We start from the raw sequence: 25,283 nt of genomic DNA on the forward strand, positions 1-25,283 counted from the left end.
TTTACAAGGGATCCGGGGGTTCTCTCTTATCCGGGTTCGTCTGAGAAATGGGGGAACTGGCCTGGGTGGCCTCAGTCCGGGCCCGTGGTGGCCGGCTGATCAGCTTGTTCTTTCGGTCCTGTTGGTCGAATCGGGAGATGCCGTTGATGACCCGCTGTTTACTCCGTGTCCGCCGAGCCCCGCAAAGGTCCAACAATCGCAGTCATCGAGGACGATGCGATGTGATCGACGAGCCTCGAAATCCCGCTGCCCGCACTTGGCCGCGACGGTAGGGTGAACGCGGGTCTGACGAGAGGAAGCGCGCGTGGAGTATGTACGGCTGGGCGGTACTGGTCTCGAGGTCTCGGCGGTCGTTCTCGGCTGCATGAGCTACGGAACGCCAGAGCGTGGGAATCACGCCTGGACGTTGCCCGAAGAGGAGAGCAAGCCGTTCATCAAGCAGGCGCTCGAGGCGGGTATCACCACGTTCGACACAGCCGACGTCTACTCCGACGGCACCAGCGAAGAGATCGTGGGCCGTGCGCTCAAGGAGTACGCCACCCGGGACGAGGTCGTCATCGCGACCAAGGTGCACGGGCGGATGGGCCCCGGACCGAATCAGGCAGGCCTGTCGCGTTCGCACATCCTGTCTGCCATCGACGCGAGCCTTCGCCGCCTCGGCACCGACTATGTCGACCTCTATCAGATCCACCGTTGGGATCCGAACACCCCCATCGAAGAGACGATGGAGGCACTGAACGACGTCGTCCGGGCCGGCAAGGTGCGCTACATCGGTGCATCCTCGATGTGGGCGTGGCAGTTCGCGAAGGCGCAGCACGTCGCCGCGTCGAACGGCTGGGCGCGTTTCGTCTCCATGCAGGACCAGTACAACCTGCTGCAGCGCGAGGAGGAGCGGGAGATGCATCCGCTCTGCCTCGATCAGGGCGTCGGCGTGCTGCCGTGGTCTCCGCTTGCGCGAGGCATGCTCACCCGGCCGTGGGGCACGGAAACCGCCCGCACGGCAAACGACGCCTTCGGGCAGACGCTCTATCGTTCGCAGCAGGATGCCAACCGCCGGATCGTGGATGCCGTCGCGACGGTCGCGGGCGCGCGCGGTGTTTCAGCCGCCCAGGTCGCACTTGCCTGGGTACGGCAGCAGAAGGCCGTGACCGCGCCCATCGTGGGTGCGACGAAGACATCCCACCTGAGCGATGCGATCGCTTCCGTCGATCTCGTGCTGACGCCTGACGAGTTGGCCCAGCTGGAGGGGCCCTACACTCCGCGCGAGCCGGAAGGCTTCTGACCTCGGCAGTCGCTTCGTCCGTCTCGCCTCGACTTCGGCGGGGCAGCCGGGCGCGGATGTGACGACAGTCGTGCGCGAACACGCGCCGTCGAGAAGTCGAGAAGCCGTTTTCCCCGTCGCCGCCGTGAAACCGGAACTCCGCGCCCGGAACTCCGCGCTCGAGCGCGAGAACCAGCCGCTATCGACAAGTTAACTCCGGTCGTGCGCGCGTGTCAGCCCCTTGGGGCCGCCTCTCGTCCGTCCTTACCGTAGGGCGTCAGTGAGGAGGTCTCTATGGTCGCGGTTGATCTGTCTACCGAGCGGCGACCCGGCGCAACCACGTCTGCGCGCCGCAAGGGGAACATCCTCGTCTCTTGGCTGACCTCGACCGATCACAAAGTGATCGGCTACCTGTACCTGGTCACCACGTTCTTCTATTTCTGTGTCGGCGGCGTCATGGCGCTCGTCATGCGCGCCCAGTTGTTCGCGCCGGGCTTGGCCGTCGTGCAGACCCGGGAGCAGTACAACGAGTTGTTCACGATTCACGGCACGATCATGCTGCTGTTGTTCGCCACGCCGTTGTTCGCAGGGTTCACGAACGTGGTCATGCCGTTGCAGATCGGTTCGCCGGACGTGGCCTTCCCGCGCTTGAACGCGTTCTCGTTCTGGACCTACTTCTTCGGGGCCGCGATGGTGGTAGGCGGATGCCTGACGCCCGACGGCGCCGCCGCGTTCGGCTGGACGGCCTATCAGCCGTTGGCGACCTCCACGTTCTCGCCCGGATTCGGCGGCACGCTGTGGATGCTCGGCCTCGCGCTGTCGGGGTTCGGCACGATCCTCGGCGCGGTCAACTTCATCACGACGATCATCACGTTGCGGGCACCGGGGATGACGATGTTCCGGGTGCCGATCTTCACCTGGAATGCGCTCGTCACGTCGATCCTCGTGCTGATGGCGTTCCCGGTGCTCGCCGCTGCACTGCTTGCGGCCGTCGCGGACCGACTGCTGGGCGCGCACGTGTTCGACGCCTCAACGGGTGGCGCGCTTCTCTGGCAGCACTTGTTCTGGTTCTTCGGGCATCCCGAGGTCTACATCATCGCCCTGCCGTTCTTCGGCATCGTGACCGAGGTCTTCCCGGTGTTCAGCCGGAAGCCGATCTTCGGCTACAAGAGCCTGGTGTACGCGACGCTTGCCATCGCGGCGCTCTCCGTGACCGTGTGGGCGCACCACATGTATGTCACGGGCATGGTCCTTCTGCCATTCTTCTCTTTGATGACGATGCTCATCGCGGTGCCGACGGGCGTGAAGATCTTCAACTGGATCGGCACGATGTGGCGTGGGTCGCTCACCTTCGAGTCCCCGATGCTGTGGGCGGTCGGGTTCATCGTCACCTTCACGTTCGGCGGCCTCACCGGTGTGATCCTCGCGTCGCCGCCGCTGGACTTCCATGTCTCCGACACGTACTTCGTCGTGGCGCATTTCCACTACGTCGTGTTCGGCACCGTGGTCTTCGCCATGTTCTCCGGCTTCTACTTCTGGTGGCCGAAGATGACGGGCAAGATGCTGAACGACCGCCTGGGCAAGTGGCATTTCTGGCTGCTGTTCATCGGCTTCCACACCACGTTCCTGATCCAGCACTGGCTCGGTGTCGTCGGGATGCCGCGGCGGTACTACACCTATCTGCCGCAGGACGGCTTCACATGGATGAACCAGGTGTCCACGGTCGGTGCCGGCATCCTGGCCGTCTCGATGATCCCGTTCCTGCTGAACGTGTACATCACGGCCCGTTCCGGGGCTCGAGTGAAGGTGAACGATCCATGGGGCTATGGACGGTCGCTGGAGTGGGCCACCAGCTGCCCGCCGCCGCGGCACAACTTCACGTCGATCCCGCGCATCCGCAGCGAGTCGCCCGCCTTCGACATCAACCATCCGGAGGTGGGGATGCCGATCGGGCTCGGTCCGGGAAGCGACACGGGGGATGTCGCGACAGCCGATGCCGCCACCGGGAGGGCTGGCTGAGATGAAGATCAACGCGACCATGTTCTGGGTGCTGGCCGGCTACTTCTTCGTCGTCGGAAACCTCTACGCGGGCTGGGGGCTGCTGCAGCAGGGACACATCGACTGGGCCGGTGGCACGCCGCTCGGACTCTGCGTGCTTCTGTGCGTGATGATCGCGTTCTTCCTGAACCGCACGCACCGGTCGCAAACACGTGAACTTCCCGAAGACGTCGGCACCGCCAACGTCGACGACGGTGACCCGGAGATGGGTCACTTCAGCCCGTGGAGCTGGTGGCCGTTCGCCCTCGCGGCCGCCTGCTTCCTTGTCTTTCTGGGCTTCGTCGTCGGTATCTGGCTCGCATTCATCGGCGGAGGTTTCGCAGTCGTCTGCCTCGTCGGCTGGGTCTACGAGTACTACCGCGGCTTCTTCGCTCGATGACGACCGCGCGAGGACATGGCATTTCGACCATACGGGTGAGGTAAGCCCGAGCCGGTCGCCAGCCACCAGATCGATGCCGACGACTACGGAAGCCAGTACAGCTCCATCACATGCCTGTTGTCGTCGACGAACACCACGTGCTGGGTGTTGTCGGGCATCACGTACGCCGACGGATAGCTGCGACTGGGCATCACCCCGGTGGCGGCGGTCAGGTCATTCGGGTGCCAGCCGGAGCCGTCTTCCCAGTACTCGTGGATGTGGCTGTCCACGCCCACGTAGTCGAAATGGAGCGTGGCTTCGCTCGGGTACAGATAGCCGGTCGGTGTGGTTCCCGATGCGGGCGCTACCCCGCCGGCGGTCACGGTGAGGTCCCGTTCGTGCCATGCTCCGTCCCAGGTCAGCAGATGCAGGTGACCGTCGGTGCCCGCGAACGCGACGACCTGTTGGTTGCCGGGATCGTTGGCGAACCCGACGGGCCGACCCTCCGTGCGAGCCGCCGTGCCGGATGCGAGCGTGAGGTCATTGTGGTGGAACCCGCCTTGGGGGCCCTTCCACAGTTCGTGGACGTGCTGGTCCGAGCCGGCGTACAGGATGTGGTGCGTTCTTTGCGACGTGAAGCCGTACGCGGTGGGAGACAGCCGTGGAATCGTCCCGGCCATGTAGGGGGTCAGGTCGCTGTCGAGCCACCCGAAGTCCTCTTCCATGTCGAGATAGCGCAACGTGTTGTCCGCGCGGTAGACGATGTGCTGCCCGGTCTCGAAGCTGTAGCCGAAGGGCTGGTCGATCAGTCGCGGTGTGCCGTCGGTGAGTTGATGATGATGCTTGTCGTCCTCATCCCACCACAACTCCTGAACGCGGCCATCCGGCCCGGTGCCCGATCGAAGGCCCTGGAACACCGCGTGTTGAGTCCACCCACCAGGCTGGTTCTCGTAGACGTACCCGCTGATCTCGCCGGATATCAGAGGACCTCCGGCCTGCGAGGTCAGATCGTTGAGGTGCCAGTTCCCGTCCCACCACAGTTCGTGGATGTGACCGTCGCCCGCTCCGTCTCCGAACCCCTGGAAGAGAACGTGCTGCGTTCTCTGACGCTCGAATGCGTACGCGGATGGGCTGAAGATGGCGACCGGCCCGCGGCTTCGCGCCGTCAAATCGTTGCTGAACCAAGACATCTGAGGCCTCCGATGGAAAGTGCAACCAGAACGGTCCTCATCGGCATCAGTGTGAACCTGCCGGGCGCGACTGTCCAGCTTTGCTTTCGTGACCGGCATAGCGACGGGGCGGCCGCGGGTGATCACGCCGGCCCCGCTCGGCGCCGCGGCGGCGTACCCTTCCGATGTGGCGGCGGCTGAGACGGGTGACGGGCAGGCCCTCCCGGGCCTTTCGGTGCTGTTGGACCACCTCGACCGGGTACTCGATGCACAGGTCGTCTCTGTCGACGAACTGGACGCCGGTGTGTTCCGCATCGGACGCGCGGCGAGCCCGGACTGGGTCATGCGAGTGTTTCCGCGCGATAGGGCGATGGCTGAGGCCGAGGGGGACGCGGCGATTCTGCGCCGGCTCGGTGAGCTGGATTTCCCTGCCGAACGGCCGATCGATCGCATGCCTGTCTCGCAGGTGGCCGGGCATCCCGTGCTGGTCACGGGGTATGTGGAGGCAGCGCCTCGAGACCCGCGCAGAGACACGATCAAAGCGGCGGGCGGACTACGATCACTCGGCGATCTCCTCGGGCGCATGGGTGCCTTCGAGTGCGCGCCAGAACCCTTCGCGCGGCCGGGCGGAGCTTGGCATCACCTGGCGGAGGGGCATCCGCGCGAAGAGCTGGGCGCAGCTCGAGTGCTCCTCGACGACCTCGGTTCAGCTGAACCCGGGGGATCCCGCCGCCACATCGATGCGCTGCGTGCCGCACTCGACACGGCCGACGATGGTGAGGGATTGCCCGAGGCGTTTGTGCACCCGGACTTCGTTCTCGCGAACGTGGTTGCGACTCCGGATCCAGCCATGGTCATTGTCGACTGGACGGGTGCCGGTCGCGGGCCGCGTGCGTGGCCGCTGGCGTTCCTGCTGTGGACCGAGGCCAGGAAGGATGCGCGCCGCGCGGACCTCGTGCTCGCGGGCTACGCACCTCGGGTGACGCTTCAGGCCGATGAGCTTGCGCGTCTACCCGGGCTGCTGCGCGCGCGACCGCTCGTGTTCGCCGCTCTGCGTCTCCGCGACGCCGACATCGGCGCATCCGAAGCGTCGGCGCTCTCGGATGCCGTGATGACGCAGAGCGAGGCCGTCGCCGCTCGTGCCCGCCGCGTGCTCGAGAGCCTGGCCCGTTGAGCGCGTCGGGCGAAAGGCTGCACGTCGATCTCGGAAGGCGTGGCACGATGGTGCGGCCGACATCGCGATCTCCTCGGCTGGTTGTGCGCCCGTTCAGGAAAGGAATGTGATGAGACTCGTGGCGATCGAGGAGCACTGGACCACAACGGAACTCGCGGACGCACTCGGCGCGTTGCCGGCCGAGCGCCGCGACGACAGCCTCGCTCTCAACGACCACGGCGGAGCGCTGGAGCGGCTGCTCGACCTCGGCACAGCACGCATCGCGGCCATGGATGCGCAGGGGATCGACCTGCAGATCGTCTCGCTGGCCCCACCGGGAACGGGCCCTCTCGATCCGTGTGACGCTGTGCCCCTGAGCCGGGATCTGAACGACACGGCGGCGGCTGCCGTCGGCCGGCATCCCGATCGGTTGCGCGCGATGGCGACGCTTCCGCTTGCGGAACCGTCCGCGTGCGCTGCCGAGCTGGAGCGCTGCGTCGGCGCGGGCTTCGTCGGTGCCATGGTCTACGGCCGCGCCGGAGGCAGGCAGCTCGACGACCCCGCGTTCGAGGAATTGTGGGAGGCGGCGGTCGCGCTCGGGGTGCCGATCTTCATCCACCCGCAGATTCCGCCCCGCGAGGTGCGCGCCGCGTCGTATTCCGGCTTCGACGACGCGACTGAGCTGGCGCTCGCCACGTTCGGATGGGGCTGGCATCTCGAAGCCGCGATCTCGGCGCTGCGCCTGATCGTGCGCGGGACATTCGATCGGCATCCTGGACTGCAGATCGTGCTAGGGCACTGGGGCGAACTCTTGCCGTTCTGGTCGGATCGCACGAACAGCCTCGCCCGCGTTGCCGGCCTGCAGCGCGCCGTATCCGAGGTGATCCGGTCGAACTTCTACCTCACCTGCTCGGGAATGCTGAATCCGACGCTTCTGTGGCATGCACTGGAAATCACTACCGTGGACCGGCTGATGTTCTCGACGGACTATCCGTTCCAGTCGCCGTCCTCTTCCGACATCTCGAGCTTCCTCGGGGAGTTCGGCGATGTGGACGAGCGTGCAGCGTTCGCCGCAGGGAACGCGACGAGGCTGTTCCGGCTCGGCTAGCCCGTCAGAGCGGGCGTCCGCTCAAGAGAGCACAATTGACGGGCCGCCGTCGATGGGAGACCGCGCGTCGGGAAGTGGAGCGAGCCGCATGAGCAGAATGGCCCCGAGCACGCCCTCTCGCCTTGCCGCGTACACCGACGCGGTTTTCGCCGTGATCATCACGATCATGGTCCTGGAGCTGCGGCCGCCTGCCGAGCCCACCTGGGCAGGGTTCCTGGACCTTTGGCCGACCGTCGTGAGTTACGTGGTCAGCTATGCCTTCGTGGCGATCATCTGGATGAACCATCACTACCTGATGACCTACATCACCACACCATCGCTCAAGCTCCTCTGGCTCAACTTCGGCCACCTGTTCTGTGTCTCGTTCCTGCCCTTCGCGACGGCGTGGCTTGCAGAATCCGAACTGGCACAGGTGCCGGTCATCTTCTATGCCGTGCTCTTCGTCGCGACCGACGGCATGTACAACCTCTTCGAGGCGGAGATCCTTAAGCACGCCGCCGAGTTCTCAGCAGAGTCGTATCGCGCTGCACGACGCCGCTCCTTATTCGCGTTCCTGCTGTTCGTCGTCGCCGTCGGCCTGGCGATCGTCGACAACTGGCTGGGTTTCGGATTCATCTGCCTTGCGCTGGCTCTGCACTTGCGACCGGATGCGACGCCGCTGCGGCGCAGAAAGCGGAGGCGTAACGACGCCGACAGCTGAGGATTCTGGCGCGGCCGCTTCCTCAGGCAATTCCGTCAGCCGCGGTTTTGAGACGGGCCGGCGCCCTGCTCGAACGAGGGTCCCGGCCGTCAGATCGCCCGCCGTTCACGTAGAGGATCTGCCCGTTCACCCAGCGCCCCGGCCCCGCGAGGAACGCAACAGTCTCGGCGGTGTCCGTGGTGCACGTGGAGGGAGCTGCTTCGAGAGTGGCGTGGCTGACAGCGAGGATCAAGCCGAACTCGAAGGGGCCGGAGCCGATCCCTCGCGGGATACGGCTCTGGCCCTTCGTGCCGTCCGCGTTAGGACCCGATGTCGGAGAACAGTCCGGTGAAGGAGACGCCGGTGCCGGCCAGGTGCTGGAAGAACTCGCCCGCCTCCTGCGTGGCGACCGCAGCAGAGGCGTCCTCGTAGCTGTCGAAGTACAGGTCTAGCGTGCGGTGGGCCGGGGTCGGGGTGCCATCCTCCTTCGGCCAAACCTTCGCGGCCTCGACTCGGCGGAGCTGCGGAAGCCGCCGCGCGGCCGCCTCGATCTCGGGGTAGGCATCCTCGAACGCCGCGGCGTCGGCGGGGTTGTCGATGATGAGGGTGATCTTCGTGGACATGTCGGTTCTCTTTCGTTGTCGGTTGCTCGCGAGGAGCTGGTGGGAGGGGATGGGTCAGGAGGGGGAGTCGGACGCTCGGCGCTCGCGCACCGTGACGGAACGGCCGAGCCGGATGGCCGACACCAGGAAGAAGACGCCGCCGAGTGTCGCGTAGCCGGCGAGTCCGACGAGCGAGGCCGAGGCGCTTCCGGACTGCAGAGCGAACACAACGCCGGCGAGCACGGAGATGCCGCCACTGAGGATCATGGGCCACTGGCCGCCGAGCGACCGCCGCAAGACGCCCACGATGAGCTGCACCGCGCCAGCCGTGATCGCCCACAGTCCCCAGACGAGCAGCACTGTGCGCCCGCCCGATGCCGCTGCGACCGCGAGGCCGATGGCGGCGAGGATGCTCAGCGCCATGTTCACATACAGAAGCGTCGATGGCCGCGTGCCGCGCGAGGTCCGGTGATCGACGACGGCGGCGATCACGTCGAAGACGGGGTAGATGACGAGCAACGTCGCACTCAGCGGAGTGATGGCGGCCGCGGTGAGGGCGACGAGGATCGCCCATGCTAGCGCGAAGCCGAAGCGTACGAAGTACAGGACGCGCAAAGGCGCGACGATGGTCGCCGGTGCCGCCTCGGTCGCGGTCGTGGTCATGAGGTTCCCTTCATCGGTGGTCGATATGTAGAATGACTAGTCACTCTACATGGATGACACCCTACTCACGAAGCGTCGGCGGGCGCAAGAGACGCGAAAGGAAGCACCTATGATCGGGAGCGTGAAGACGTCGATGCGCGATCGGCTCGTCGACGCAGCGACCGAGCTGTTCTACGCCGAGGGTCTGCGCGCCGTCAGCGTCGACAAGGTCATCGAACGCGCCGGCACGACGAAGGTCACCTTCTACCGGCAGTTCAAGAGCAAGGACGATCTCGTCGTGGCGCACCTGGAACTGCGGGCGCAGCAGGAGCGCGATGCGGTCAACGGCGCCATCGAGGCGGGGGGCGGGGATCCCGACCGGGTCTTCCAACTGCTCGCAGGCGGCTTGGGGGCGCTCGCGTGCGAGCAGGGCTTCCGAGGATGCCCGTTCATCAACGCGGCGGCCGAGTATCCGGACCGGGAGAGCTCGGTACGCAAGACGGTCGACACGCACAGGACGTGGTGGCGGGAGGCGTTCCTGTCGATCGTGGAGCCGTGGAAGCTCGAGGATCCGAGCGGACTCGCCGACGACCTCATGCTCATCCGCGACGGCGCGATGGTCGCCGGATACCTGGACGACCCGGAGCGGGTGGCGTCGTCATTCCTGCGCAGCGCGCGAGCGCTCACAGGATCTCACTGAGCCCATCGGAGACCTTGAGAGGCCGGGGTCCGCTTCAGAATTTGCGCCGACGCCGGTGCTGCGCAGCGCGGCCAGCAGGCTGTCGCGGCTCAGTTGCCGGCGCGAGCGACGACCACGGCGACATCCGTTCTCGTGCGGACGCCCCATTTCGTCCTGATGCTGGTGAGGGCCGACTTGATCGTGGTCTCGCTCACGAAGAACCTGCTCGCCAGCTCGCTATCGGATGCTCCGGTGACCGTCGCGAGGGCGTACTCCCGTTCGCGTTCGGTCAGCATGGCCAGCTTGGCCTGGGCGTCTCGCCGGAGATCGGCGGTGCGCGAGTCCTGCACCCACTCGGTCAGCTGCCGGGCGGCACGGGGGCTGAACGCGGCGTCTCCCGCGGCGACGGCCCGGATGGCGTCGATGATGCGCGTCGGATCGTCGTCCTTCAGCAGGAACCCGTCGGCGCCCGCACCGATCGCCTCGAGCACGCGACCGTCTTCGTCGAACGCCGTCATCATGAGGAAGTGCACGTCGGGGTTCGAGCCGTGCAGCCGGCGAACGACGGCGACGCCGTCCATCGACGGCATCCGCACGTCGCACAGCACCACGTCGGGGTGGTGCGCGTCGACCGCTGATCGCACCTCCGTGCCGTCGGCGCACGTTCCGACGACCTCGATGTCCGCGGTGGTGCCCAGAATCGCGGAGATGCCGGCCGCGGCCATCCTGTCGTCATCCACTACCAGAACGCGGATGCGGTCGGGCTTGCTCACCGCGCCAGTCTAGGGCTGGGCGGTCGGCCGGGATGGCGTCCCGGCACCGGTTCAGCGCGTCGTCCAGGGAAGCCAGGCGGTGATCGCGAAGGCGCCCTCCTGCGTCGCCCCTGCCTGGAACGTGCCGCCGACGAGCAGGGCGCGCTCTTGCATCCCCTGCAAGCCGAGCCCGCTGCCACGGCTGGTCGGCAGGGCGCCAGGGACGAGCCAGTTGGTGGCGCGGATGGTCAGCCCGAACGAGGGCCCGCCTCGCACATCCAGGTAGAGCGCTGCTCCGGGGGCGTGCCGTCGCACGTTCGAGATCGACTCCTGAATGATGCGGTAGCACGCATGGCCGACGGGAGGGGAGCAGGATGCCGTATCGCTCAGCATGAGCAGCGTGCGAACGTCGACTCCGCTGCGGGATGCCTCGTCGATGAGCTCGGGCAGGTCGCCGAGGCCCTTCTCGTTGCTTCCCGGCCGATCGTGGTCGCGCAGCGACTTGACCATGGTGCGCAGGTCGTCGAGGGAGTGCTGGGTGGCTTCGCGCACGGTCCGGGCGGCGGAGACGGCTCTCGGATCCGCGGTGCCCACGATGAGCTCCAGCGCGCCGGCGTGCAGGGCGACCTGACTGAGGTCGGCGGCGAGCGTGTCGTGCAGCTCCCTGGCGATCTCCTGTCGCTGGAGCTGCTGTTCCACCTGACGTTGCAGCGCGGTGACCGTGCGGTTGGCGGTGGCGGTGTCCTGCCGGGCGCTGTTGCGCTCCGCTAGCAGCCGCCGTCCGATGCCGTATGCGGCGAAGGGCGCGACGGCGAGAGCGGCCAGAAGCGGCACCACCCAGAACAGGGCCAACCGCGCAGGTGTGCCCTCGGCCGGGTTGCCGAACAGGTCGGCCGTGAACGACTCGTGCGTCGCAACATCCCAGCTGAACGACACGACGGTCGCGGCATACACGCCGACGATGAGCCCCCAGCGCAGCCATCCCTTGCGCGCGAACGTCACGGCTGCGAGCGCGACCATCGCCGGCAGCGGCGACGTCGGGATGACCAGCGTCAGACCCGCGGCGATGGCGGACACGAGCACCGGGTGACGATGGCGCCAGATCAGCAGAACCGAGACCGCGATCATCGGGAACGCGCCGAGCATCGACAATGATAGGAGGACGGGCGGGAAGGTCGAGTCACCTGCCCCGTGCTGGCCGGCGGAAGACAGCGTCAGCAGTCCGCAGAGCACAGCGAGGGCGATGGATCCGACCAGCCCCCATGCCCGGCGAACAGGCGTCGTCGCCGCCGAGTGGGACTGGACGGGCGCAGCCGCGACACCACTCGGTGGTGAGTTCGGCGGCTGGCTCATGCGTCGATGCTACGGAGTCACCGGCCGCATCCGTGCCGCCCGAACGTGCGGGATCTCGAGGACGGATCCCCTCCTTTCGGTCGGCGCATCGTGCCGGATCCGACGTGGGGCGTCCGGCCACTGCCTGGTGTTCTGATGTCGGCCGCTCCGGCTGCACCACTCCCACCGCACTCATCGGATTGGAACGACACGCATGTTCTCTCGCACAGCACGCACCGCACTCGTCATGGCGGCAGCGGCATCCGCCCTCGCTTTCGGCCTCACCGGATGCTCGGCAGGCACGGCCGTGACCGCGTCACCCGGGCCCGGGGACACGAAGTCCTCGTCCCAGTCGTCGTCACCGTCGGCCCCTGGCATGAACACGCCGGTGAAGTCCGGCTCCTTCGAGTTCACCGTGCTCGACGTGAAGGATGCCGGCACGACGGCGGGCTCTGGCCCTCTCACGAAGACGGCGCAGGGATCCTTCTTCCAGGTCGACCTGAAGGTCGCGAACGTGGGCAGCAGCTCCCAGACCTTCATCGCCGACGATCTGAAGCTGAAGGATGCCTCGGGCAAGACCTTCAGCGCAGACGACTCGGCGACGCTCTATGCGTCGGGAGATGCCAGCACATGGCTTGCGGCGATCAACCCCGGCAACGCGGTGCAGGGCCCCGTGCTCTTCGACCTGCCGGCCGGCACGAAGCCGACCACGCTCCTGGTCAGCGACAACGCGTTCACGACCGGAACGCCCATCACGATCGGCTGATCCGTCACGCTCGCGTCTCGGAGGCTCTGAGTCGGCTCTCGGAGGCTCTGAGTCGGCCCGGGTGCGTCCCACCCCCAAAACGGGTTCGCAGGGCGCTCAAGCTCGTGGTTTTTGAGTGCCGCTCACTAACGTGTCAACGTTCACAGAAACCAGAGGAAGCATCGAATGAGCGGGAATTCCGTACCTCCACCACCACCGGCCGGCTACTACGACGACGGAACCGGCCAGCAGCGGTACTGGGACGGACAGAGATGGGCCGAGACTCGCGTGGCCCCGCCCACGCGGGTGCCGCCAGCCGCGGCCGCCATGAGCGGTCCGTCATACGATCGACCGCCTGCGCCCGTCGAGCCCCAGGCAGCTCCCTCGGAACAGCTGCAGGGCGGCGCAAAGCCTCGGAGCGCCGCGCTCGGAACATGGGCCTCGGTGCTCGGCATCACCGGCACCGTCTTCGCGTTCATTCCCACCGTCTCGGGATTCGGGATCACCCTCGGTGTCGTCGCACTCGTGCTCGGCATCATCGGTCTGGCACGGAAGGGGACGCGCTCTCTCGCCGGGACGATCCTCGGAGGGGTGGCGCTCCTCTTCGGAATCGTTTTCGCGAGCGCTTACGGCGTCGTCTTGTCGGGCTCGTCGTCTCCGGTTGCGGCTCCCGTCGGTCTGGCTTCGTCGGCTCCTTCGGAAACCGTGCCGGCGAAGGAGAGCCAGGCGACGTCGAGCCGCGTCACACCGACTAAGCCGCCCGCGCCGAAGGGAACCGCCGAGCAGCTACAGGCGCTGCTGGCAGCCAAGAGCTACCTCGCCGACGGGCAAGGCTTCTCGCAAGCAGGCCTCCTTCAACAGCTCACGTCGCAGTACGGGAACGGTTTTGCCCAAGCGGACGCGCAGTGGGCGATCGACAACTCCGGCGCGGACTGGAATGCGCAGGCCTTGGTTGCGGCCAAGGGCTATCTCTCGGATGGCCAGGGATTTTCGCAAGCAGGACTCATCGCTCAACTGACCTCGACGTCCGGCAATGGGTTCACGCAGGATCAGGCGCAATATGGCGTCGACAACGCGGGAGCCGACTGGAATGCCCAAGCGGTCGAGGCTGCGAAGGCGTACATCGCAACGGGAATGGGCTTCTCCAGGCAAAGCCTGATCGATCAGCTGACGAGCGCGTATGGCAGCCAGTTCACGGAGCCGCAGGCTGAATACGCTGCCAGCCAGGTCGGGCTGAACTGAGGCACCGAGACCGAGAACAGGAGGGGCCGGACTGATGTCCGGCCCCTCCTGTTCTCGGTCTGGACGCGTCGCGCCGCGCTCGATCGGCTCTCAGCGCGCCGTCATCCGTAGTATCCGGTCCGCTGCGTCTCCTCGTCGGCGACGCGAACGCCGTAGCGGTAGGCGAGCTCTCCGCCGAGGAATCCCGAGACTCCCACCACGAGCAGCCCGATGATGGAGAGCACGAAGCCGGCCACCGAAGGCTGGGGACCCTGCACCGCGCGGATGATGAAGCTCACGACGAACAGGATCAGCGCGATCGTGTTGAACGTGAGGTGCATCAGCCCCGTCCGCTTGGCGCGCGTGCGGGCCGGGATGCCCGACAGGTCGATGAGGCCGAAGCAGGCGGCGATGACGGCGCCGATCACGCCGATGGCGATCAGCCACTGCGACGTGAGAGCGAACGCCCTCGGCTCCACCCCGCACAGCGCGACGATGTCGAAGACGACGCTCGCCAGCCAGGTGCCGATCGGGATCGTGACGAGAAACGGATGGAACGGATGCCCGTACGGTCCGGCGATCGGCGTGCGCGGGCGTTTCGCCTGATCCTGCAGCGCCGATACGTCGGCGCCGGCCGGATCACTTCGAGACATCGCCTCGCCAGCCGCCCGTCGACGTGCCTTGAGCTTCGATCAGCTTCTTGAAGTTCTCGAGATCCTTCTTGACCGCATGCGACGCCATGCCGAGCATCGACCCGGCCTTCTCGACCAACCCCTGCGGCTCCCAGTCGAGCTGCACGGTGACCCTGGAGCTGTTGTCGGTCAGCTTGTGGAACGTGACGACACCCGCGTGCTCCGTGTCGCCTCCGACGCTGTTCCATGCCACCCGCTCATCCGGATGCTGTTCGGTGATCTCGGCGTCGAACTCGCGCGTGACGCCGCCTACTGTGACCTTCCAGTGCGTGTGCGTCTCGTCGGTCTGCGTGATCGAGTCGACCTCGTCGAGGAACTCCGGGAACGACTCGAACTGCGTCCACTGGTTGTAGGCGGTCGTGACCGGCACGGAAACGTCGATGCTCTCGGTGATCTGAGCCATGACTTCCTCCTTCGTTTGTGCTGCAAGCCAACGCGAGAAGGCGGATGTCGCAAAGGGGTTGCCAGGACGCTCCGCAGGCATAGCATCCGCACGGTTTCACGGCGTGAGCGTGCTCTGGGCGCCTCCTATCGGGCCGGATGCCGTCGCTCGCCTGGCGTGTTAGCTTCGGATTCGTCGTGTCCCGCTCAGGCAGTCCGGGACAGTGAGGAGCGAGACAGTGACCGACCGCCGGGGCGTTGCCTTCTTCGACGTCGACGAAACGCTGGTGTCGGTGCGCACCCTGGAGTCGTTCCTCCTCTATTACCTGCGTCTCGTGCCCTCGATGATCTCGCAGGAGGGCTTGCGTGACCTCGCCGCACAGGTGGTGCAACTGGATCGCGCGGAGTTCAACCGGCTCTACTTCAGCGTGTGGGCGGGGCAGCCGGAGGACGCCGTCCGCGAGGCCGGCCGTCGGTGGTACGCGGAGACATCCGCTGAGCCCGGGTTCTATCGTCCGAACCTGCTCGAGCGGCTGCGGCGTCATCAGGCCGACGGCGACGAGGTGGTGCTCGTGTCCGGCTCGTTCGATGCGCCGCTGCGTCCGCTCGCCGACGACCTGGGAATCGAGACGCTGTATCGAACCGAGCTGGAGACCGAGGGCGGCCTCTACACCGGCCGGATCGCTCGCCCGATGATCGGCGACGACAAGAAGCGGGCGGTCGAGGCCTACCTCGACCGTTTCCCCTCGGATGCGGAGAGCTGGGGCTACGGCGACCACTCCAGTGATCTGCCGTTGCTGGAATCCGTGCGGCATCCCGTCGTCGTGGGTTCCGACCCCGTGATGCTCGACGTGGCCGAGGAGCGCGGCTGGCCGGTCATGCCCATCGAAGGGGACCTCGCGCCTCGAGCCTGACACCGCGCAGAAGTGGGCGGATGGTGCCGCCGCCGCGTACGACGACGGCCCTGGTTCTTCGGCCTCCTAACAGGTACGGTATGGCTACTGCTCAGACTCGACCACGAAGGACCCCCATGGCATCGATCTCCGCGGCGCTCCACGACCTGCTCGCCACCCGCGACCTCGCCGTCGAGGATGCCCTCACCCGGCACTTCACGGACGACTACCGGCAGAGCACGGACGGCGAGTGGATCGACCGCGCGACGTTCGCGCAGCAGATGGAGCAGCTCCGGGGTTTCGTGGATGCCGTGGAGATCACGGTTCTCGACGAGCTGTCGCAAGGTTCGCGGTATGCCGAGCGGCACGTCATCCGCGTCACGGGCCGCGACGGCTCGGTCGTCGGCCAGGAGGTGTACGTCTTCGCCGAGGTGGCGGAAGATGGCCGATTCGGTTCTCTCGAGGAGCTGTCCCGCCCCCTCAGCGAGTGAGCGCCGTCTTCGGGTCGGCGTCGTCCCGAGGTAAGAGAGGTCTTCACGTCGCGGGTATATCGCGGTAGGAGCGGCCTTCGTGCGGATCCGGCGCGGGCTCAGGCGTCCCGCAGCGCTTCCAGCCGTTCGTCGACGCACTTCTGAAGGTCGCGTGGGCGGAACGGTTTCGTCATGTAGAGATCGGCGCCGGCCGCGAGACTCTCGTCTTCCTGGTGCGCGGCGGTGACAGCGCTCACCACCACGATGAGGGCGTCGCTGATCGCGCGAATGCGCTTGATCGTCTCGATTCCGTCGATGCCGGGCATCCGCATGTCCACCGTGATGACGACGGGGTTCGAGCCACGGACGGCGGCCACTCCGTCGCGCCCGTTCGCCGCGGTCACGACACGAAGGCCGGCGCGCTCGAGCACCGCGGCGATGAGGCCGCGGATTCCGGCGTCGTCCTCGATGACGACCGCGTTGCGCTGGTCGCGCGGGCTCATCGCATTCCGGTGACTGCAGGCGCCCGACGTGCCGGTGGCGGGGTCAGGCGCGCATCCACGGGCATGCTCATGCGGTCGCCTCCCCTTCGTCGCCGGTTGAATCCTGGCTCAATCTAGACGATCGTCTGAATGCGCGCAAAATCGACGCGCGACTCGGGGTTCACGCTAGTACCGCTCGGCCTCCACGGAGAGCCTCGCGATGCGGTTCTCGGCATCGTCGATACGGAAACTCGACATCAGAAGCAGCCAGTACCGGCGCACGCGATCGCTGATGTCCTTCGCGTGCGCGAGGCGATACGACACCTGCTCCAGGCCGGCGAAGGCTTGCACCATCACCTCGGCCACTCCCTCCGCGTCGAGGCCCGGCGGCAGTTGCGCGTCTGATGCGTTCTCCAGCAGTTGCTGGGTGAGGTCGTTCCAGCCGACGAACGGCGTCGGGAGATCGACGCCGTGCAGCCCGGCATCCTGCTGCAGGCGGATGCCGGCGCGGACCACGACGTCGTCCCGGAATCGGGCAGCGACGACGAAGGAGAGGATCACGAGGGCGTCGATGCCGTCGTAGCCATCCGCTCGCACGCGCTCGATGACCTCGCCCCAGTGCTCGTACTGATTGGCCGCCACTTCCTGGGCGAGGGACGCCTTCGACGAGAAGTGGTAGCTCATGGCGCCCTTGGTTCTGCCCAACCGCGCGGCGATGCTCGACAACGAGGCGGCGGCATAGCCCACCTCGTCGAACTCGGCGGCAGCGGCGTGGAGGATCTGATCGCGCCGGGCAGCGGCTCGCGCCTGTTTCATCGTGCTACCAGCCTAGGTCCCCCGATGGGGGTACGGCCTAGGACCGATGTGCGTTGTCCCGCGTCGGTCGCGCGTGATTCCGCACGGCGGCGCACAGAATGGTCTGCGCCCTGCGTTGCTACGCTTCGCACATGGGAGCGATCGAGGGGGAGTGCGCGGTCGTCATCGAAGACGACGATGGCATCCGCGAACTGATCGGCACAGTACTGAAGCAGATGGGTCTCGACGTCATCGCCGTCTCGAACGGCATCGACGGCGTGGCCATGGTGTCCGAGCGTGCGCCGGTGCTGGTGACGGTGGATGTCAGCATGCCCGGAATCGACGGATTCGAGACGGCGAAACGCATCCGGGCCATCAGCAACGCGTACATCATGATGGTGACCGCGCGTGACGAGGAGATCGATGCGCTGCAGGGGCTCGGGGTCGGCGCGGACGACTACGTTCTGAAGCCGTTCCGTCCGAGAGAGCTGCGCGCGCGTGCCGAGGCGATGTTGCGCAGGCCGCGCACTGTGGAGCCGCCCGTCGCCGGACTCGCGGGGCCTGCGGTGTCCGCCGGGGCGAACCGACCCGCGCAGGCACCGGATGCCGCCCAGGCGGTTCCCGGCAGGAGCGGCCTGCTCGAGCACAACGGCGTCGTGCTCGACCCCGACTCGCGCATCGTGGAGCGCGACGGGCAAGAGCTCGAGCTCACGCGAAGCGAGTTCGAGCTGTTGCAGGCGCTGCTTCAATCGGGCCGCTCGGTGCGCACCAAGGACGACCTCGCCCGGCTGCTGCGCGGTGAGGGATACGTCGCGAACCCGTACGTCGGGGATGCCGACAGGCGAGGCGTCGAGGTGCACATCGGGAACCTGCGCAAGAAGCTCGCGGACAACGCGGCGTCCCCGTATCTCATCGAGACGGTGCGCGGAGTCGGCTATCGGCTCGCCGCGCGACGGGAACAAGCTGTCGATCCCGGTACCTCCGCTCGGTAGTTCCCTGCGCGGCATTGGACCGCGATAGTGCGAATGGTGTGGAGAACTGCAGCTGGGCCGGATAGTCTGTAGTTCTCCACACACTGCTGTCGTCAAGGACGCGCCGTGTGCCGACGGGCCACATTCGGGTTGAGGCACGTTTCGGACCGGGGAGAGGGGGCGCCTTCATTCGGGTTTGAGGGCGCCTCCACCATCGTTCTCGTCTCGGCGGCATGGCCAGTCTGCCGTCCGAGTCCACCGATTCAGCGCAGCGACTGCTCAAGAGTCCCTCAGGACAACCCTCAGGACAATCGGCGCGCGCATGTCACACTTGAGGTATCGCTGCGATTCGGCACCGCCGAGCGCTCGGTGGCTGCATGGGGGCAGACATCATGAGACGAGACAGCGGTCGTCCCGAGCGGGGTCGGGAGAGGAGCGCCATGTACGGGTCATCCGTTCCTAGTGGTTTTCGGGAGCATCGAGGCAGCGAGGCGGTCGACCCGTTCCGGGTGACGGTTCTCGCCTTCACGCCGGCATCGGCCGACCTGGCACGGGCGGCACTGGATGACGCGGGGCTCGCCTCCGAGATCGGCGTCGTGCAGGTGAGTGCAGACCAGAAGCACCTGGGTGGGTCTCCTGGCGCGGACGGTCAGGTCATCGCCGGTCCTCTGCTCGTGGTCGCCGAGTCGGTGTCGCAGCTCGAGCAGGACATGCTCGTCTCGTCGATCGACCGGGACTTCCTTCTCGTTGGCGAGGTTCCCGAGCAGCTCGCTCTGCGCGCGCGGCTGCTGAGAGAACGCGTGATGCGCAAGCGGGTGAGGCTCCAGGAGGCCGAGCGGCTGCGCAAGGAGACGATCGAGCTGACCTGGGCCATCCACACGGCGGAGACCGTGGCGGCCGTGACGCAGACCGCGACGGACGGGATCCGGGCGATCTTCGGCGCGCAGGCCGTCGCCCTCCTGCTTCCGCCGGATCCCGCGGCAGAGAAGGACTCGGCCGTGCCGCTTCTGCTGGCGTCACCCGGCGGCGAACTGCCGGATGTCTACGATTTCGTCGCGTCGCGGACGCGAGAGCGTGTGAACCCGGCCGAGGTGTGGGCCACGCCGTCACCGTGGTCGACCGAGAAGCGGATGGCCGACCTGTCGTGCGAGAAGGATGCCGACCTGCTCCAGGCGCTGTTCCACGACACCGTCGGGCGCGCCATGCTCGTACCGATCAGGTTCGAGGACTCGGCGACCGGCGCGTTGTACTTCGCGGATGGCGTGGCACCGGCGCGGCGCACCACCTTCGAACGTTCGCTCATCGCCTACGTGGGCATGCAGGTCGGTCGCGCCGTCTCCGAGCTGTGGCTGCGCGACAGGCAGGAGCGATCCGAGAAGGAGCTGCAGCGCACGTCGGCGGAACTGCAGCGGCTGGTGAACGAGATGGGCGACCTCAGCGTCGTCGTGCGCTCCATCGCCGACGCGGTGAACGTCGGCGTGATCTTCTACGACACCGGCAACAAGCCCGTGCTCCACAACCGCATGGTGGAGCGGTTGCTGAGCCTCACGGGATTCGATCCGGCGACCGGGCTCAGCAAGCACGTCTACGCATCCGACCGTCGCACCAGGGTCAAACAGGACAAGAACATCATCTCGGAGACGCTGGAAGGCGATCAGAGAGGGCTCATCTACTGGGTCGGTCCGCCGGATGGCGAGCAGAGGGCTGTCGTCACCGAGGCCCACCGCATCACGCGACCCAACGGGGAGGCGTTGGGATCCGCCGCCGTGACCTACGACGTGACCGACCTCGCCAACGCGATCGAGATCCGGGAGGAATACCTCGCGACGGTGTCTCACGAGCTGCGCACGCCGTTGACCTCGATCGTGGGCTATCTCGACCTGATCGATGACGGGTACGACGTGGAGGCACTCGGCTTCGGCAAGGAGTTCCGCACGATTCAGCGCAGCGCGGCGCAGATGCTCGCGCTGATCCGCGACCTGCTGAGCACGAGCACACGGGAACTGGCGCTGAGGGTCGAGCCCGTCGACGTCAGCTCGATGCTGTCGCAGTGCGTCTCCACGTTCCGGCCTACGGTCGACGCCGCACACCAGACGCTGGAGCTCCGGATGCCGTCGTCGACGGTGCTCGCCCATCTGGACGGGGGCCGGGTCAAGCAGGTGGTCGACAACCTGATCTCGAACGCGGCCAAGTACACGCCGGAGGGCGGCACCATCACGGTCACGCTCGAACGCGACGACGACGGCATCCTCATCGTCGTGAGCGACAACGGCCGCGGCATCAGCAAGAGCGACCAGTCGCGGCTGTTCGACCGCTTCTTCCGGGCGCGGGATGCCCGCGAGGCGGCAATCCAGGGAGTCGGCATCGGGCTGACGATCGTGAAGACGATCGTGGATGCCCACGGCGGCTCGGTTACCGTCGAGAGCGAGCCGGGCGTGGGCTCGAGCTTCTTCGTGCACCTCCCGGCCCGTGCAGAGGCCACTCCGTTGCCCACCCTGCCGATGCAGCCGTAACCCATTGGGGTGGTTTCGGGGCAGAACAGCGCTGCTACGACATGTCACGCGGCTAGGGTGGAAGAACCTCGCGCGGCCGTACCCGAAGCGGCCAGGGGATGGCGTGGGCCGGTGGGGCCGTTCGAACGCTGCCTCCACGCGAACCTGACAAGTTAAGGGTGCCTCCGTTGCCTCTCATCGACAGCAGTGCCGCTCACAGGTCCACTCGGTCCGAGACGCTCGTCTGGGCCATCGAGCAGGTCTCCGAGCAGTCCTGGTGCGCTGAGATCGAGATTCCGCGCAGCCATTGGCTCTGCCACCCGGCTCCGTCGCGCGTTCCCGTCACACTTCTGGCGGAGGCGTTCCGTCAGGCCGGGCTCGCCATCTGCGTCGCGGGTCTCGGCATGGGCAACTCCGTGCAGTTCGTCGTCTCCACCATGACGCTGCGCGTGGAGACCGACGCACTGTTCTTCCCACGATTCGGTGCTCTCCAGGGCCAGCTGGAGGTGACGTTCGCCGAGATCCGCTACCGCAAAGATCTGCCCTACATCCTCGAGGTCGACTATCTGCTGCCGGGCGTCGCGTCGGGTCACGTCGGCGCGCGCGTGCTGGCGGAGCACGAGTACCGGGCGATCCGCCGTCACGCGGAAGCCCTCGACGACGAGATCCGGGAGACACCCACCGAGCTCATCGAGGTGGTCGATCGCACCGACGAGCACCTGCAGGCCAGGCTGGCGATCAACGAGGCCGACCCGTTCTTCTTCGACCACCAGGTCGACCACTTGCCCGGGATGCTCCTGCTGCACGCTTCCGCGCTCGTGCACGAGGATGCGTTCGGAGAGCCGCCGCGATTCCTGACGGTGTCGTTCCCCTCCTTCGGCGAACTGCGCGCCGAGACGGCGATCGAGGCGGACTTCACCTCGCACGGGATGCACGCGTCGTTCGTGCAGGGGGACCGGACGATCGCGACCTCGATCACCGACGTCAGCCCATCGGGCGGGGACCTGGTCGTGACGACGGCGGAGTCCGAATCGCCGTGACGGCGAACCGCATCTTCGCGCGGTGACGGTGGACAACGGTGCCGCGCGGGCCACACGTCGCGCGAGGGCGGCGCCCCCACGTCGGCACGGCGACACTTTGATCGTCAGCGGCGATCGCCCGTAGAACAGTGATGCTGGACTGAGCGGCGTCGGCGGTAACGAGCAGCGTCGCCGTAGCCGTCTCGCCAGCCGCAACCGTCTCGTCGTCCGAGCCGTCTCGTCATCCGGACCAGGCCTGCCGGCCGACTGGGGCGCCTTCGTGTGGGAAAACGCGTAGGTGCAGCGCGATGCGGCACGTCAAGCGACCGGGAGCAAGAAAGTCCGGTGCCTCGCGCTCGGATCCGCCCCACTGTCTAATGCACGTGGGGCGGATCGAGCGCTGAACCGCGTCGGCCGAACTGAACCGTTCGCCGGGGGTGGGGCGAGTCGCTTCGGGGACGCTCGCCCGCTCTTCGGGTTGAGGCATGCTGCTGGGGAAGCAGCACGTCTCATGGTGCCAGGGCCGGCAGCGGTGCCAGCGCGGGAAACCCTCAGGTTTTCCTCAATTCTCGAGCGCAGGCATCAGGCCGGCGCAGGCATCCGGCCGCGCGCCGGCATCCGGGCGTGCGGCGCGGCATCCGGTCGGCGCGGGCATCCCGAGCGCGGGCACCACCGGCGGCCGCGAGTCCGCTCAGGCCGCGGGTGCCGCCGTCGAGTCACGCACCACGAGCTCCGTCGACATCTCGACGCGAGGCACGGCGCCCGCAGCGCCCGGTCCGGCAGCGACCAGGCCGAGCAGCATCCGCATGGCGGCGCCGCCCATGTCCGCGCTCGGCTGCCGGATGGTCGTGAGCGTCGGTCTGGCCCACTCCGCCTCCGGCACGTCGTCGAATCCCACGACGCTGACGTCACCGGGGATGCTCCGCCCCGCAGAGGCCAGCGCGTCGTACACGCCGAGCGCCATGATGTCCGAGCACGCGAACACCGCCGTGATGTCCTGATGATGCTCGAGCATCGATCGTGTCTCCCGTTCGGCGAGACCGCGGTCCCAGTTCGCGTAGCCGACGTGGATGGCGGCATCCGCGACCTCGGCGCTCTCCACGGCCGAGCGGAACCCGTCGACTCGCGCCCGGCTGTATACATGGGTCCTGCCGCCGGCGATCAGGCCCATTCGCCGATGGCCGAGCGAGACGAGGTGCTCGGCCGCGAGGCGACCGCCATCCCAGTTCGCCACGCCGACGCTCGGCACCTCGACGGCCGGTTTCGTCATGGGATCGACGAGCACGACCGGAATGTGCGCCGCCGCGAGCGCCTGGAACTGGCTCGACGTGGGATCCACCAGCACCACGACGGCACCGCTAGACGGGCGCCTGAGCAGACGCGACACCCAGTCGCTCCCATCCCTGGCGAGCGTGATGACCACATCGACGTCGGCTTCGGATGCGACGCGCTCCACGCCGGTCAGCACGCGATTGGCCCACGAGCCCTCGACGTGGTTGACGACCAGGTCGACCATGCCTGGGCGGTGGGCGGTCTGCTGCGGTGCGGCAAGAGCTGCGGATGCCCTGCGCGAGTACCCGACGGCGCGCACGGCATCCAGAACGCGCATGCGAGTGGCAGGGGAGACGTCCGTTCCGCCGCGAAGCACCTTGGAGACGGTCGGCACGCTCGTTCCGGCCACCTCCGCGACCGTCGACAGCGTCGGTCGCGGGCCGCGATGCCCCTCGGCTTCACCCGTCACGTCATGAGCATATCTGGCGGCGGACTTTGCGCAAATCAGCAGGGGCGTCGAGCTTGAAATCCGTTTCATCCGCTGTCAGGATATGCTCGACACTTGAACAAATCGCGGGAAGTTTTCGCAAAGTCATTGCCATCCCGCCGCCACAGTTCAATGACGAGCGCCGACCTCGGTCGGCTTAGCGGAGGAATTCCCATGACCAACTCGACGAGCGCCGCTTCACTCACGCGCCGCGGCTTCATGGCTGTCACCGGTGGTGCTGCCGCGGCGACGCTTCTTGCGGCGTGCTCGGCCAGCGGCGGATCGAACGGCAAGCCCATCAAGTTCTGGAACATGCCGTGGGGCAACGTGAAGTTCGCACCCTTGGACAAGAAGATCACGCTCGGCTACAAGCCGTCGGGATCCCTGCCTGCGGCGACGTACCAGTCCGTGCAGTGGGCGAACTTCACGACGACGTTCTCGTCGGCCGTGGCGTCGGGCACGGGCCCCGCCGTCAGCAGCGGCAGCGGAACGCAGGCGTTCCAGTTCGCCAAGCAGCATAAGATCGCCTATGCCGACGACCTGCTGGACTCGTGGAAGAAGAACGGCCTGTACGACGACTTCCTGCCCGGGCTCATCGACACGATGAAGACACCCGATGGCTACGTGGCCGTCCCCTACAACCTGGACATGCGCGTGCTGTGGTATCGCAAGGCGCTCCTGGAGAAGGCGGGAGTCACCCCGCCGACCGACTGGCAGTCGTATCTCGACGCCTGTGAAGCGCTGAAGAAGATCGGCGTGTACGGGTTCGGCATCGCCTCCGGCGCACAGGGCAACGGATTCCAGGTGCTCGTCGCGATGATGATCAACAACGGCGGAGGGCTTTTCGACGCCGACCAGAAGCCGAACTGCGTCACCGAGGCCAACCTGCAGACGCTCGACTACGTGGTCGAGCTGGTCAAGAAGGGCTACATGGACCCGGGCAGCGTGGGCTACTCCACGAACAACGCCTATTCCCAGTGGAAGGCAGGCCGGTTCGCCATGGGGATCGAGGCCCCGGGTCTTGCGCAGCAGGTGGCGGGCGATGTCGGACCGGACATGTACGTCGGCGACCCGCTGGTCTCCGCCAGCGGCAAGAAGGGAACGCTCTCGTTCCCGAACAACATCATGATGTACACCAACACCCCGTCCCAGAAGGGTTCGGAGGCGTTCCTCACGTACTACTACAAGCACATGGCGCCGCTGTGGACCCAGAACACCGGTCCTGGGCTGCCCGTGTTGAAGTCGATCGCGGCGACCAAGGAGTTCCAGGCCGACGCGAACGCCGCCAAGATGATCTCCGTCTGGCAGCCGGTCTGCAAGACGTGGGCAGCTCCCGGCGGGGCAGCGCTGTTCGCCAACGTGGCACTGGTCGACAGCACGCCTGCCATGACCACCTTCGCCCAGAGCGTGCTCTCGCTGAAGGCCACGCCGAAGGATGCCCTGACCACGCTGCAGAACACCCTCACGTCCCAGCTCAAGTAGCGGGCACGGCTGCTGCGGCGCGAACTGCCGCAGCAGCCGGCCGCCGGTGCTCGCTCGCTCACTCGCCACGGTCGTCCGGCGGACGCAA

The 25,283-nt window shown here is 67.0% G+C and carries 25 protein-coding genes; 15 read left to right on the forward strand and 10 right to left on the reverse strand.

Translation table 11 applies throughout. The annotated features are described in order from the left end of the window. Positions 1-304: 304 nt before the first annotated feature. From VHB92_RS06955 to VHB92_RS06965, 3 genes are all read left to right on the forward strand, one after another. Complete coding sequence (locus VHB92_RS06955) at positions 305-1,282, forward strand: aldo/keto reductase (protein ID WP_325452767.1); 978 nt, start codon at positions 305-307, stop codon at positions 1,280-1,282. A 273-nt stretch (positions 1,283-1,555) separates the two neighbouring features. After that, on the forward strand, positions 1,556-3,280 hold the full coding sequence (gene ctaD / locus VHB92_RS06960) for a cytochrome c oxidase subunit I (protein ID WP_325452768.1): 1,725 nt from the start codon (positions 1,556-1,558) through the stop codon (positions 3,278-3,280). A 1-nt stretch (position 3,281) separates the two neighbouring features. Next, on the forward strand, positions 3,282-3,698 hold the full coding sequence (locus tag VHB92_RS06965; protein ID WP_325452769.1) for a cytochrome c oxidase subunit 4: 417 nt from the start codon (positions 3,282-3,284) through the stop codon (positions 3,696-3,698). Positions 3,699-3,781: 83 nt separating this feature from the next. Here VHB92_RS06965 and VHB92_RS06970 read toward each other — a convergent pair whose 3' ends face one another. Continuing rightward, positions 3,782-4,867, reverse strand: a complete 1,086-nt coding sequence (locus tag VHB92_RS06970) for a hypothetical protein (protein ID WP_325452770.1) — start codon at positions 4,865-4,867, stop codon at positions 3,782-3,784. Positions 4,868-5,033: 166 nt separating this feature from the next. Between VHB92_RS06970 and VHB92_RS06975 the strand changes: the two genes are divergently transcribed. From VHB92_RS06975 to VHB92_RS06985, 3 genes are all read left to right on the forward strand, one after another. Beyond that, positions 5,034-6,020, forward strand: coding sequence for a phosphotransferase enzyme family protein (locus VHB92_RS06975; protein ID WP_325452772.1), 987 nt, complete (start codon positions 5,034-5,036; stop codon positions 6,018-6,020). Positions 6,021-6,129: 109 nt separating this feature from the next. Next, positions 6,130-7,107: an amidohydrolase family protein gene (locus VHB92_RS06980; RefSeq protein ID WP_325452774.1), complete on the forward strand. Its 978-nt coding sequence runs from the start codon at positions 6,130-6,132 to the stop codon at positions 7,105-7,107. An 88-nt stretch (positions 7,108-7,195) separates the two neighbouring features. Continuing rightward, positions 7,196-7,807 (forward strand): TMEM175 family protein, encoded by a 612-nt coding sequence (locus VHB92_RS06985; RefSeq protein ID WP_325452776.1) that lies wholly within the window; start codon positions 7,196-7,198, stop codon positions 7,805-7,807. Between the two features lie 299 nt (positions 7,808-8,106). Here VHB92_RS06985 and VHB92_RS06990 read toward each other — a convergent pair whose 3' ends face one another. Together VHB92_RS06990 and VHB92_RS06995 are read right to left on the reverse strand one after the other, a co-directional pair. Then, complete coding sequence (locus tag VHB92_RS06990; RefSeq protein ID WP_325452778.1) at positions 8,107-8,409, reverse strand: EthD family reductase; 303 nt, start codon at positions 8,407-8,409, stop codon at positions 8,107-8,109. Between the two features lie 54 nt (positions 8,410-8,463). Further along, positions 8,464-9,051, reverse strand: coding sequence for a hypothetical protein (locus VHB92_RS06995; protein WP_325452780.1), 588 nt, complete (start codon positions 9,049-9,051; stop codon positions 8,464-8,466). 109 nt (positions 9,052-9,160) lie between these two features. On the opposite strand from VHB92_RS06995, the gene VHB92_RS07000 reads away from it, so the two are divergent. After that, a complete protein-coding gene (locus tag VHB92_RS07000; RefSeq protein WP_325452782.1) occupies positions 9,161-9,730 on the forward strand; it encodes a TetR/AcrR family transcriptional regulator in 570 nt (189 codons plus the stop codon). A gap of 89 nt (positions 9,731-9,819) precedes the next feature. Here the strand turns inward: VHB92_RS07000 and VHB92_RS07005 are convergent, their stop codons facing one another. Both VHB92_RS07005 and VHB92_RS07010 read right to left on the reverse strand, forming a co-directional pair. After that, on the reverse strand, positions 9,820-10,482 hold the full coding sequence (locus VHB92_RS07005; RefSeq protein WP_325452783.1) for a response regulator transcription factor: 663 nt from the start codon (positions 10,480-10,482) through the stop codon (positions 9,820-9,822). A 51-nt stretch (positions 10,483-10,533) separates the two neighbouring features. Beyond that, positions 10,534-11,814 (reverse strand): sensor histidine kinase, encoded by a 1,281-nt coding sequence (locus VHB92_RS07010; protein ID WP_325452785.1) that lies wholly within the window; start codon positions 11,812-11,814, stop codon positions 10,534-10,536. Positions 11,815-12,007: 193 nt separating this feature from the next. Between VHB92_RS07010 and VHB92_RS07015 the strand changes: the two genes are divergently transcribed. Next, entirely contained in the window at positions 12,008-12,559 is a 552-nt protein-coding gene (locus VHB92_RS07015) for a DUF4352 domain-containing protein (protein WP_325452787.1), read from the forward strand. A gap of 423 nt (positions 12,560-12,982) precedes the next feature. Beyond that, entirely contained in the window at positions 12,983-13,780 is a 798-nt protein-coding gene (locus VHB92_RS07020; protein WP_325452789.1) for an Ltp family lipoprotein, read from the forward strand. 101 nt (positions 13,781-13,881) lie between these two features. On the opposite strand, the gene VHB92_RS07025 is transcribed toward VHB92_RS07020, so the two are convergent. Together VHB92_RS07025 and VHB92_RS07030 are read right to left on the reverse strand one after the other, a co-directional pair. Then, complete coding sequence (locus VHB92_RS07025) at positions 13,882-14,412, reverse strand: DUF2231 domain-containing protein (protein ID WP_325452791.1); 531 nt, start codon at positions 14,410-14,412, stop codon at positions 13,882-13,884. After that, complete coding sequence (locus VHB92_RS07030) at positions 14,399-14,854, reverse strand: SRPBCC family protein (RefSeq protein WP_325452793.1); 456 nt, start codon at positions 14,852-14,854, stop codon at positions 14,399-14,401. The genes VHB92_RS07025 and VHB92_RS07030 overlap by 14 nt, the downstream gene beginning before the upstream one ends. 217 nt (positions 14,855-15,071) lie before the next feature. Here VHB92_RS07030 and VHB92_RS07035 point away from each other — a divergent pair, with 217 nt between their 5' ends. After that, a complete protein-coding gene (locus tag VHB92_RS07035) occupies positions 15,072-15,746 on the forward strand; it encodes an HAD-IB family hydrolase (RefSeq protein WP_325452795.1) in 675 nt (224 codons plus the stop codon). A gap of 116 nt (positions 15,747-15,862) precedes the next feature. After that, positions 15,863-16,216 (forward strand): hypothetical protein, encoded by a 354-nt coding sequence (locus VHB92_RS07040; RefSeq protein ID WP_325452797.1) that lies wholly within the window; start codon positions 15,863-15,865, stop codon positions 16,214-16,216. 98 nt (positions 16,217-16,314) lie between these two features. Here the strand turns inward: VHB92_RS07040 and VHB92_RS07045 are convergent, their stop codons facing one another. After that, a complete protein-coding gene (locus VHB92_RS07045; protein WP_325452799.1) occupies positions 16,315-16,698 on the reverse strand; it encodes a response regulator in 384 nt (127 codons plus the stop codon). Between the two features lie 165 nt (positions 16,699-16,863). Continuing rightward, positions 16,864-17,493: a ScbR family autoregulator-binding transcription factor gene (locus VHB92_RS07050; RefSeq protein ID WP_325452801.1), complete on the reverse strand. Its 630-nt coding sequence runs from the start codon at positions 17,491-17,493 to the stop codon at positions 16,864-16,866. Between the two features lie 131 nt (positions 17,494-17,624). On the opposite strand from VHB92_RS07050, the gene VHB92_RS07055 reads away from it, so the two are divergent. The 3 genes from VHB92_RS07055 to VHB92_RS07065 all read left to right on the forward strand — a co-directional run bounded on the left by VHB92_RS07055 (position 17,625) and on the right by VHB92_RS07065 (position 21,975). Further along, the gene (locus VHB92_RS07055) at positions 17,625-18,464 is read left to right on the forward strand and encodes a response regulator transcription factor (protein WP_325452804.1); all 840 of its coding nucleotides are present in this window, start codon (positions 17,625-17,627) and stop codon (positions 18,462-18,464) included. A gap of 419 nt (positions 18,465-18,883) precedes the next feature. Beyond that, entirely contained in the window at positions 18,884-20,956 is a 2,073-nt protein-coding gene (locus VHB92_RS07060) for a sensor histidine kinase (RefSeq protein ID WP_325452806.1), read from the forward strand. A gap of 167 nt (positions 20,957-21,123) precedes the next feature. Beyond that, positions 21,124-21,975, forward strand: a complete 852-nt coding sequence (locus tag VHB92_RS07065) for an AfsA-related hotdog domain-containing protein (RefSeq protein WP_325452808.1) — start codon at positions 21,124-21,126, stop codon at positions 21,973-21,975. Between the two features lie 670 nt (positions 21,976-22,645). Here VHB92_RS07065 and VHB92_RS07070 read toward each other — a convergent pair. Beyond that, positions 22,646-23,695, reverse strand: a complete 1,050-nt coding sequence (locus tag VHB92_RS07070; protein WP_325452810.1) for a LacI family DNA-binding transcriptional regulator — start codon at positions 23,693-23,695, stop codon at positions 22,646-22,648. A 192-nt stretch (positions 23,696-23,887) separates the two neighbouring features. Here VHB92_RS07070 and VHB92_RS07075 point away from each other — a divergent pair, with 192 nt between their 5' ends. After that, positions 23,888-25,195 carry an ABC transporter substrate-binding protein gene (locus VHB92_RS07075; RefSeq protein WP_325452812.1) on the forward strand — a complete coding sequence of 436 codons (1,308 nt, stop codon included), beginning with the start codon at positions 23,888-23,890 and terminating at the stop codon, positions 25,193-25,195. The last annotated feature ends 88 nt before the right edge of the window (positions 25,196-25,283 follow it).

Origin of the sequence: Humibacter sp. (assembly GCF_035547335.1) — a bacterium.
In the GTDB taxonomy this organism is placed as follows: Bacteria; Actinomycetota; Actinomycetes; order Actinomycetales; family Microbacteriaceae; genus Humibacter.